The 9,532-nt window shown below is 43.6% G+C and carries 6 protein-coding genes and 1 pseudogene; 3 read left to right on the top strand and 4 right to left on the bottom strand.

Annotated features, from left to right (window positions below; all coding sequences use genetic code 11):
* Window positions 1-129: pseudogene (locus H6F41_RS19505) on the top strand (IS4 family transposase); the annotation flags it as partial.
* Here H6F41_RS19505 and H6F41_RS14745 read toward each other — a convergent pair.
* On the bottom strand, window positions 107-430 hold the full coding sequence (locus H6F41_RS14745; protein WP_190404229.1) for a hypothetical protein: 324 nt from the start codon (window positions 428-430) through the stop codon (window positions 107-109). The pseudogene H6F41_RS19505 and the gene H6F41_RS14745 overlap by 23 nt on opposite strands.
* A gap of 114 nt (window positions 431-544) precedes the next feature.
* On the opposite strand from H6F41_RS14745, the gene H6F41_RS14740 reads away from it, so the two are divergent.
* Window positions 545-1,465 (top strand): S66 peptidase family protein, encoded by a 921-nt coding sequence (locus H6F41_RS14740; protein ID WP_190404228.1) that lies wholly within the window; start codon window positions 545-547, stop codon window positions 1,463-1,465.
* 35 nt (window positions 1,466-1,500) lie between these two features.
* Here H6F41_RS14740 and H6F41_RS14735 read toward each other — a convergent pair whose 3' ends face one another.
* Complete coding sequence (locus H6F41_RS14735; RefSeq protein WP_190404227.1) at window positions 1,501-1,737, bottom strand: gas vesicle protein GvpG; 237 nt, start codon at window positions 1,735-1,737, stop codon at window positions 1,501-1,503.
* A gap of 62 nt (window positions 1,738-1,799) precedes the next feature.
* On the opposite strand from H6F41_RS14735, the gene H6F41_RS14730 reads away from it, so the two are divergent.
* Entirely contained in the window at window positions 1,800-2,942 is a 1,143-nt protein-coding gene (locus tag H6F41_RS14730) for a quinone-dependent dihydroorotate dehydrogenase (RefSeq protein WP_190404226.1), read from the top strand.
* 8 nt (window positions 2,943-2,950) lie between these two features.
* Here H6F41_RS14730 and H6F41_RS14725 read toward each other — a convergent pair whose 3' ends face one another.
* Together H6F41_RS14725 and H6F41_RS14720 are read right to left on the bottom strand one after the other, a co-directional pair.
* Window positions 2,951-6,169, bottom strand: coding sequence for a CHAT domain-containing protein (locus tag H6F41_RS14725; RefSeq protein ID WP_190404225.1), 3,219 nt, complete (start codon window positions 6,167-6,169; stop codon window positions 2,951-2,953).
* A gap of 135 nt (window positions 6,170-6,304) precedes the next feature.
* A complete protein-coding gene (locus tag H6F41_RS14720; RefSeq protein ID WP_190404224.1) occupies window positions 6,305-9,499 on the bottom strand; it encodes a response regulator in 3,195 nt (1,064 codons plus the stop codon).
* Window positions 9,500-9,532 lie beyond the last annotated feature (33 nt).

Here is a 9,532-nt window from a genome sequence, read left to right as displayed (position 1 = left end):
AAAAAGCATGGTCACTTTCCTAAGAGTATCTTTCGGCTTGGCTTTGATTTTCTTCGGCATATTATCTTTGACCTTCATCTCAATTCTCAAGCCTTCTTTAACTCTATTAAATTTTTGTCCTGTACTTAGCTTGTGGAGTTAAGCCCCAAGTTGAGCGTGTGATCGGAAAACCAAGTGTAACTAACAGACGATCGCCATTACGCAAACATTGATGAGTCTTTTCTAAAATTTCCTGATTAGCACAATAGATTCTGACTACTGCATACTTACGGGTGGGTAGCAGCACTCGCACTAACAACAGAGTGCCATTTGACCAAGCAATTTGCCGAAATTTCGTATCTTTTTTGAGAGCAATCCAGTGCCACCTGCGACCACTAGCTTTCAAATATGCACCAAAGTCATTGAGGAACACAGGGATATTTGTCAACATAGGATTTATTTAGCAACTAAATTAATCTGATTATATAGCTGTCGCTAGTCTTGTTGACGATACAAGCGCAGAAGACAAGTGACGGTGATTTTTTAGATCTATTACTTAGCCACTATGCAACCAAATAAATTTCCACCAAGTATTAACCCTTCCCAAAAGATTCGCGTAATTGCGCCTAGTGGTGCATTACGCGAATGGGAGCGACTTGAGCAGGGCTTACAGGTATGGCGCGATCGCAATTATGCGTTAACGATTCCTGAAAATCTCAACCAAGCTTGGGGATATCTGGCAGGCAGTGACGAGCATCGCTGTCAACAATTGATCGATGCATGGAATGATCCTGACTGTGTAGCGATTGTCTGTGCAAGGGGCGGCTATGGATCAATGCGTCTCCTCGAAAAGCTGGACTGGCAAAAACTTGCCGATCAACCTAAATGGCTAATCGGGTTTTCTGATATTACGGCTTTGGTGTGGGGACTCGCTAAACATAAAAATATTGGTGGACTCCATGCACCTGTGTTAACAACGTTAGGAAATGAACCTTTGCGATCGCAACAGCAGTTATTTGATTGCTTGGAAGGCAAAATCAATCGGCTGACCATAGCAGGGGAAGGGTGGCAAAATGGTAAATCTACAGGCGTTCTCTTGCCTGCTAACCTTACCCTTGCAACACACATGATTGGTACAGAGCTTTGCCCAGATTTAGAGAACGTGATTTTAGCGATCGAAGATGTCGGTGAAGCACCTTACCGTGTGGATCGGATGCTGACTCACTGGCGTTGGTCTGGGTATCTCCACAAATTACGGGGAATTGCGATCGGTCGCTTTAGTCAGGCAGAGGTATCGACACCCAGCTTTGCGATGGAAGATGTGTGGCGGGATCGATTGTCTGACTTGGGTATTCCTGTGGTGATGCACTTACCCTTTGGACATGATGGCGAAAATGCTCCTTTACCTGTGGGCAGTATCGCGGAAATCGATGCTCATCAAGGAACTCTTTCGATAACAATTGGCAATGATCATTTAAAGAGTTAGGGACTGAAAACCTTAAAATGCAAGCAACATTGCCATCAGGATTCTTCCTGTTCCTGTTGATCAAGTTCTGCTTCCATTGCCTCCAAGATTTCCTGCTCCTGTGCGGCAAAATCCTCTTCACTGATATCACCAAGGTCAAACTTTAGCTGTAAAGTTGTCAGCCGCTTTTGCAAATTTTCCGTTTTTTCTAACTCTGTGACTGCCCGTTCTTCAATTTGTTCTGCAATCCAGATCAAACCATCAAGGGGTGATGTCAATAGTTGCCATATCATTGGGAATATACTCCTTAATTACTAAATGCTGTTGAATTGTTTGGTACTTGCCGATTAAACCTATGCCGATCAACCCTTTGTCCATCGCCCCCTTGCTAAGTGTTGGCTATAAATATGGGATGCGTCCCCTGTTATTTGCCCTTGATCCTGAGGTTTCCCATAATTTTGCGATCGCAACCTGTCGGCGGATTAGTGAATCTCCACAACTACAAGCGATTGCTAAATCTACCTTTTACTATAGCGATTCGCGGCTGTCCCAAACCCTATGGAATCTAAAATTTGAGAATCCCGTCGGTTTAGCGGCAGGATTTGACAAAAATGCGGAAGCAATTGGGGCTTGGTCAAATCTGGGCTTTGGTTTTGCCGAGGTAGGGACAATTACGGCTCTAGCACAGTCTGGCAACCCCAAGCCGCGTCTATTCCGTTTACCTAGCGACTTGGCGGTGCTAAATCGGATGGGATTTAATAATAACGGTGCGGTTGCTACGGCTGCTAATCTCAAACAGTATTTGCAAAATCATCAACTTACTGTTCCCCTTGGTATCAATCTTGGTAAATCCAAAGTCACAGCGATCGCCGATGCAAAACTGGACTATGCCGATAGTTTGCGATCGCTATACGAGTTTGGTGATTACTTTGTCGTTAATGTCAGTTCACCTAATACGCCGAATTTGCGTGATTTACAGGCAACGGATCAACTTTGCGGCATTCTAGCGGAATTACAACCAATTAATCGTGATAACAAGCCAATTTTTGTCAAAATTGCTCCAGATTTAAATGATGCCGACATTATCGAAGTTGTGAAGGCAAGTCAAAACTATGGTGTGGCAGGAATTATTGCCACCAACACCACGATTTCGCGACAAAATCTGGTGACTACGCATCTATCACTTACGGGGCAGCCTGTGGCAACAGAAATGGGCGGCATTAGCGGGCAACCTGTTCGCGATCGCTCTTTGGCGGTGATCAAATTAATTTGGCAAACGACAGAGGGCAAGTTACCAATTATTGGTGTGGGTGGCATTTTTACGGCTGAGGATGCTTGGCAAAAGATTACGGCGGGGGCTTCGCTCGTCCAAGTCTATACGGGGCTAATTTATGAGGGGCCAATGATGATTAGTCAGATCTTGCAGGGATTAGTCAGCAAGTTAGAATCCCATGGGTTAGCCAATATTCAAAGTGCGATCGGGCTATCGCATCGTTAGGCAGCAGCTTACAAGCCATTACTAATCAAGATAAAGGCTGACCAGTAATAGGGATGAGAAAATTTTGATGAGCGAATGGTGGCGATTTGGGCTTGGCGTAAAGACTCGGACTTAGCCCGATCGGTTTGCTTGAGATTGCCATAAAAGGCTTGCATCAATGCCTGTGTCCCATCATCGCTAACTTGCCAGAGCGATGCGATCGCAGATTTTGCCCCTGCCCTTTGCACTTGATAGCCAAATCCCAAAATCTCAATGCCATTGCCAAGTTTACCCACACCCGTCTGACAGGCACTCAGCACAATCAGATCCACATTTGCCATCGGTAAATCCTTCATTTCATTGAGCAACACCTTATCGCCATTGCCAAAGATCAGAAATGAATTTTCAGGCTTACCCGTATTAAATTCCGCATGGGTCGCCAAATGTACGATATTTTTATTTCGCATTTGTGACTCCGTAGCCTTGCGACTGAAATCATTCGCCACCAGTTGCGTGGTGCTGGGCAAAGCCTGAGCAATGGCTTGGACTTCGGTCACCGTCGCCGGCAGACCCGCCTGACCAAATTTATTCGTATTCGGCGCACCACCAAAAGCCCCAGCCAAAATTTGCAAAGGCTTCGCAGGTTTAGGCGTAAAGTCGCTCAGACTATAGGCAATCAAATTATTAACCCGATACTTCTCCACTAGCCATTGCTTGCCATCATAGAGCGCCGCAATTGGCACATAACGCAGTTGGGCATCAGGTGCATAGAGAATCGCATTGATATTTGCCTTAGCCAGATCGGCAGCGATCGGTTTAATTAGCAAATCGTAGAGCTTGGTTGCTGGTTCGATCACATCCAACGAATCAGGATCACGCAAACCCGATTTAAAATCAATAATCAATTCATTGATATCCGCCTCAGTAACGGCAACGGAGCGATGAATTGGTGGTTGATTGGGAATAAATACAATTAGTTCTAAACGATTCCCCAAAATAAGCGGATAAAATAGCGCATGACCTTGAGGGAGCTTTTGTAAATATTCGGGGACTCGGTTGAGTTCTGTTTCAGGAATTTTGCTGACCTGTTGGATGATTTTTTGATTGCCATTGCTCAAGATCTCGACCGTTTTAATCTGCTGATTTGCGATCGCAGTAGTTTGGGTTTCCTCCTCAGGAAACATATAAATACCTTGGGCAGTGCGTTCATTACCTTGCACATTGTTAAGATAGTCTTGCAATTCTTGAACCTTGAGCAAATCAAGAACTTGCAAGGCTTCCATTACTCGTCCTTTTTGTAGCAGTAAATCCGCTAAGACGCGATAGTTTTGCGCCACCGTTTGTTGATAGGAGCGCTGTTGTTCTTTCTCTAACACCCGCAGTTCTTTGCGGATTGATTCGGTCACATTGACTGAACGTTTATAAAATGCGATCGCAAGTTCAGGGTATTGCTTCTGGACTAACAATCCCAAATTGCCGAGTAATTTGCTCTCTTGGTTGCGATTACCAACTTCCCGAAAAATTTTTAATGCGGATTGGAATGAGGGAAAGGCTTTGTCGCTTTGGTTTGACAAAGCATACACCAAACCCAAATTGTAGAATGCATTGGCAACCCCTGATGGATCACCAATGGCTCGCCATATTTCTAAGGCTTGCTGATGCGCGGCAATCGCCTTGTCGGTTTGCTTTAGGTCAAAATACAAAGCCCCAATCTGCGATAGCATCCCCGCTTCTGAGGTGCGGCTACCCGACTGCTTAAAAAACTCTAATAAACTCAGCGCTGAGGTCAATTGCGTTTGGGAATTAGCGGCGGAAGGGTTACTGTTAAACATCGCGATTAACATTTTTCCCATCTGTTGCAGTTGTGGCGAATTCTTCGCTAGTTCAGGAAGTTGCTGCAATATTTCCCCAACCTTAGCCGTTTCCCCCAATTGCAGATAGACTCCCGCAAGATACATTGCCGCTACACCTTCCCCTTGGCGATCATTAACAGACCGATAGAGCAATCGTGCTTCCTGTAAGGTACTGATCGCCTTAGGATATTGACTAAGTAAAGTATAGAGATTCCCCTCATCAACAAGAATGCTCGCTAAGGTTTGCCGATCGCTAGATTTAGGATTAGGAACATTCGTTAGCTCTTGATAAATCTGCTTTGCTTTTGCATACAAAGCCAAAGCAGCACGATTATCTCCTTGAATTAGACGCACTTCGGCGATGTTCTTCAAATTGCGACCTTCGCCACTGCGATCGCCAACTTCCTGATAGATCTTTTCCGCTTGCAAGAGAAAATCTACTGCCTTGGGATAATCATTGAGATTACGATAGGTAGTAGCAATCGCATTTAATTGTTCCGCCTCCCGATTGCGATCGCCCGCTTGACGGATTAAATCCAGCGCCTTGAGATTCGGTTGAATTGCCTTGTTGTACTCCAAGCCTAAACTATAAATATTTGCTTCTAAATTGAGAGATCCTGACTGTCCGATCAAATTGCCAATCTCTTGATACGCCTCAATACTCTGCCGCACCATTTTTAGAGCCTGATCTTTTTGTCCAAGCAGACCGTAAAAAGTTGCTAAATAAAATAGCGATTGTGCCTCCGTTGGACGATTCCCCGTCTCGCGGCTAATGGCTAGTCCTTCTTCAAAGTATCCTGCTGACTTGGGAAATTCAAATTTTTTGACGTAAATTACACCAATCGTGGCAACGGTTTTACCTTCTCGATCGCGATCCCCCACTTCCTTCCGAATCGCTAAGGAATTTTCGAGCATTTTTAAAGCATTATCATACTGCTCTAGATTGAGATAGGCGCGACCAAATTGATATTGAGTTTCGCCTTCAGCTTTACGATAGAGTTGTCGCTCTGGTGTGGATAAGTCTTTGGGAAGGGATTGCAAAATTCTAGTTGCTTCCAATAAAGTTGAGAGCGCTGCCCGTTCCTGTCGCAAGCCAATTTGCGCCGCACCGACTCCTGTTAAAGCAATAATTTCTGATAGCCGATCGCCTTGCTGCTGCGCGATCTTAAATGCCTGTTGATATTGCTGCAACGAATCCTGAAATCTTCCCTGATCAAAGAGCTTCTCCGCACTTTGGAAGATCGCCTCGGTCGAGTTAGCCGATATATAAGTTGAGCCTTGCTCGGATTGAGCAAATACATTTGCCATCGAGCTGATGCCTAATTCTGACAGCATCAGAGCAGCGCCTAAGATCAGAGACAGTGATATGCGATCGCAAATTGATTTCCGTTGCATAAACTTTGACCGAGGTAAAAATTTCAGGTAGTCCGCCAGATATAAGAATAAAACAATAACAGAACTTTTAGTCACTTAATTAGCAATGCCAAGATGCTATCTGGCTCTTTATTCATCACTACAAATCATTCTTGCTTATCTAGAACTGCCGCTTTTACTTTCTAAGAGTTGTTGAATCGTTTGAGCTAATGCTTTTAACTTAACAGGCTTAGGTATATATTCGCTAGCTCCTGCTGCAAGACAGCGATCGCGATCGTCTGCCATAGCTAGCGCGGTTAAAGCGATAATCGGCACATTAACTAAGCTAGGAATTTGACGAATTTTCTGAATCGCTTCGATGCCATCCATAGATGGCATCTGAATATCCATCAAAATCAAGTCAGGGTTTTCACTTTTGGTTAATGCGATCGATTCCTGTCCATTGTTCGCAATGAGAAGACGATAGCCATGGGCTTCTAAGTAGGTAGATATTGTCAAGACATTAGCTTCATTATCATCGGCTATTAAGATTGAGAACTTGCTATTGTGATTGGGTGGACTAGGTTCATGTGTTGACTCGGCTTGAGGATTTACTGTAGAAAGGGGAGTTACATGATCAACATAGGGAAGGATAAAGGTGAAGCAACTTCCCACACCTAGTTCGCTGGTTAGTTCCACTGTGCCACCATGCAACTCCACTATTTGCTTGACTAGGGCAAGTCCTAAGCCTGTGCCTTCATATTTGCGATTAAGGGCGCTATCAACTTGAATAAATGGCTGAAATAGTTTATTGATGTTTTCTGGTGATATACCTATGCCTGTATCGGCAATAGAAATTTGTAGGTAGTTCTGCGTATTTTGCAGATCCTCACTCTGTGATATGAGAGATACTCCTAAAGTAATTTGTCCTCCCTCTGCCGTAAACTTGACCGCATTATTCAGTAAGTTGATTAAGACTTGACGAATTCGTAGGTCATCCACGAACAAATCAGGTAAGTTAGTTGGCAATTGAGTCTTGATCTGGATACGTTTAGCAATCGCCTGCTGTCTAATAAAAGTGAGACTAGATTGGCAGAGAGAAACTATAGAAGTAGGTTTGCAATTAAGTTCCATCTGTCCTGATTCAATTTTAGCGATATCAAGAATATCGTTAATCAACTCTAGTAAATGGGAACCACTACTTTCAATAGTTTGTAGTGCATTGATTTGACGCTCATTAAGCTCTCCAAAAACTTGTTCTAGCAACCCTTCGGACATACCAAGAATCGCATTAAGTGGAGTACGCAGTTCATGGCTCATGTTGGCAAGAAATTCATCCTTGAGGCGAGTTTCTCGCCTAAGTTCTGCATTATTCAATCGTTCGGCTTCAGCTTGCTTGGCATCGATAATATCTCGAATAATGACCAGCACTTCGCGCTCATTGAGCGGTGCAATCCGAACTTCTTCATAATGTTGCTCATCATCAAAAGTAAAAATCTGCTCATATATCTGTAAGCTACCAGTTGCGATCGCTTGCTTGGCATAATGCAATCGCTCTTCTGCTAAATCGGCTGATAGAAATTGATAGAGTTCTGGCAGATTGGATGAGGATGATTCAGTAGACCTGAAAACGCGAACACCGCTACCAGCTAACATACTGATGTAGTTACCTTGGAGATCCATTTGAATGAGAAGATCAGGTATTGTCTCAATAATTGCTCGATTGGTAATTTCGCTTTTTTTAAGGGCACGTTCTGCTTGCTTGCGATCGCTGATATCACGAATTATAAATAGCACTTCATCGTCCCCAGTTTTGATGACCCTCACCTCTTCATCTTGGAGTCGATCGCTTATTTGGATTTGATGCTCATACATCTGCATCTCTCCTGTTTGTAAGGCTTGCTGCATATGGTAAAAATGTCGTTCTGCTATCTCTGGAGGCAATAAATCTGTCATCGCATAACTTGTGAAATCGCATACCTGCAAACGCACATCAAATTCTCGTTCAGTAATAAATCCACGATAAATACCATCAGATCCCATCCGAAACAGGAGATCGGGAATTGCCGCTAAAATTGATCGACTGTTAGACTCACTTTTTTGAAGGGCAATTTCTGCTTGTTTGCGATCGCTAATGTCTCGCACTAGCAAAAGCACTTCATCCTCGCTATAGGGAACAACCCGTACCTCTTCGATCTGGAACCTGCCTTCGATAGAAAGATCTTGCTCGTAAGTCTTAATGGTATTAGTTTGCAGAGCTAATTGGATAAAATCTAGACGCTTTTGTGCCTCATTAAGAGGCAGCGAATCAAAAACATGAGTTCCAATCAATTCATCAATATCCCCAACAACATGAAAATTATCGTTAGCAACAAATTCTAAATAGATTCCCGATCGGTTAATCCGCATAATTAAGTCGGGAATAGCACTAATTAAGGCTCGTTGATGGGCTTCACTTTTTTTGAGAAAAATTTCTGCTTGTTTGCGATCGCTAATATCAGTCAGAGTCCCCACATAGCTTATGGCTTCTCCGTTATCATCACATTCAGCAACGCATTGTCCATATACCCATATCACCTTCCCATCATTGTGTTGAAAGCGATATTCAAGCTGAAAGGGACAATGATTATTTTGGATCGATTTTTGCCATGCCGCTATAAGCATCTCGCGATCATCTAGATGAATTCCTTGTTGCCAACCCTCTCCCAATGCAGATTCTGGAGTAAGTCCAGTAATCTGACAATAGCGCTCATTAACATAAGTACATTGCCCCGATCTATCTGTGCGAAAAATACCCACAGGAGCCGAAGAAGCTAGAGATTTATAGCGCTGTTCACTTTCACTTAAAAGTATTGAAGCTCGTTTCTGTTCTGAGTACAAATGATGTATTTTCGCTTGCAGTTGGCGTGTCCGTGCTATGCGATCGCTTATTTGATGAACACAGTCCGACAGAGAAACTTCAGTGAGATCTTCCTTGATCAGATAATCTAATGCTCCCAGTTTCATCGCTCGCGCCGCCATCCCCTCCTTACTCTGTTCTGTCAGCGCGATTACAGGTAATTTCAGATCCTCAGCATCATCAGCGATCGCTGCTAGAAATTTTATCCCATCCCCACTTGTCAAATTCACATCGAGTAGCACTATATCTGGACTTTGTGATCGCCATAGTTCCAGTCCCTCTTCTATAGTCTCAGCTTCAAGAAAGCAGTAGCTACGCACCCCATTTACCGTATTCGATTGTAAATACTGCACATAGCGATCGCGATCAACCTGAACAGCCACAACCAGAATTGTAATGTTTGACAGAAAAGTTGGAAGATAGCGATTATTGCCTATTTCTTGGATGATTGACTTTAGGAATGGATTTAACATAGTTATGCTGGGTAAAAAATCAAGCCAATTATT

It is taken from the genome of Pseudanabaena mucicola FACHB-723 (assembly GCF_014696385.1).
Taxonomy (GTDB): Bacteria; Cyanobacteriota; Cyanobacteriia; order Pseudanabaenales; family Pseudanabaenaceae; genus Pseudanabaena.
Note: the sequence above shows the minus strand (reverse complement) of the source record. Positions and strands in the feature narration are given on the sequence as shown.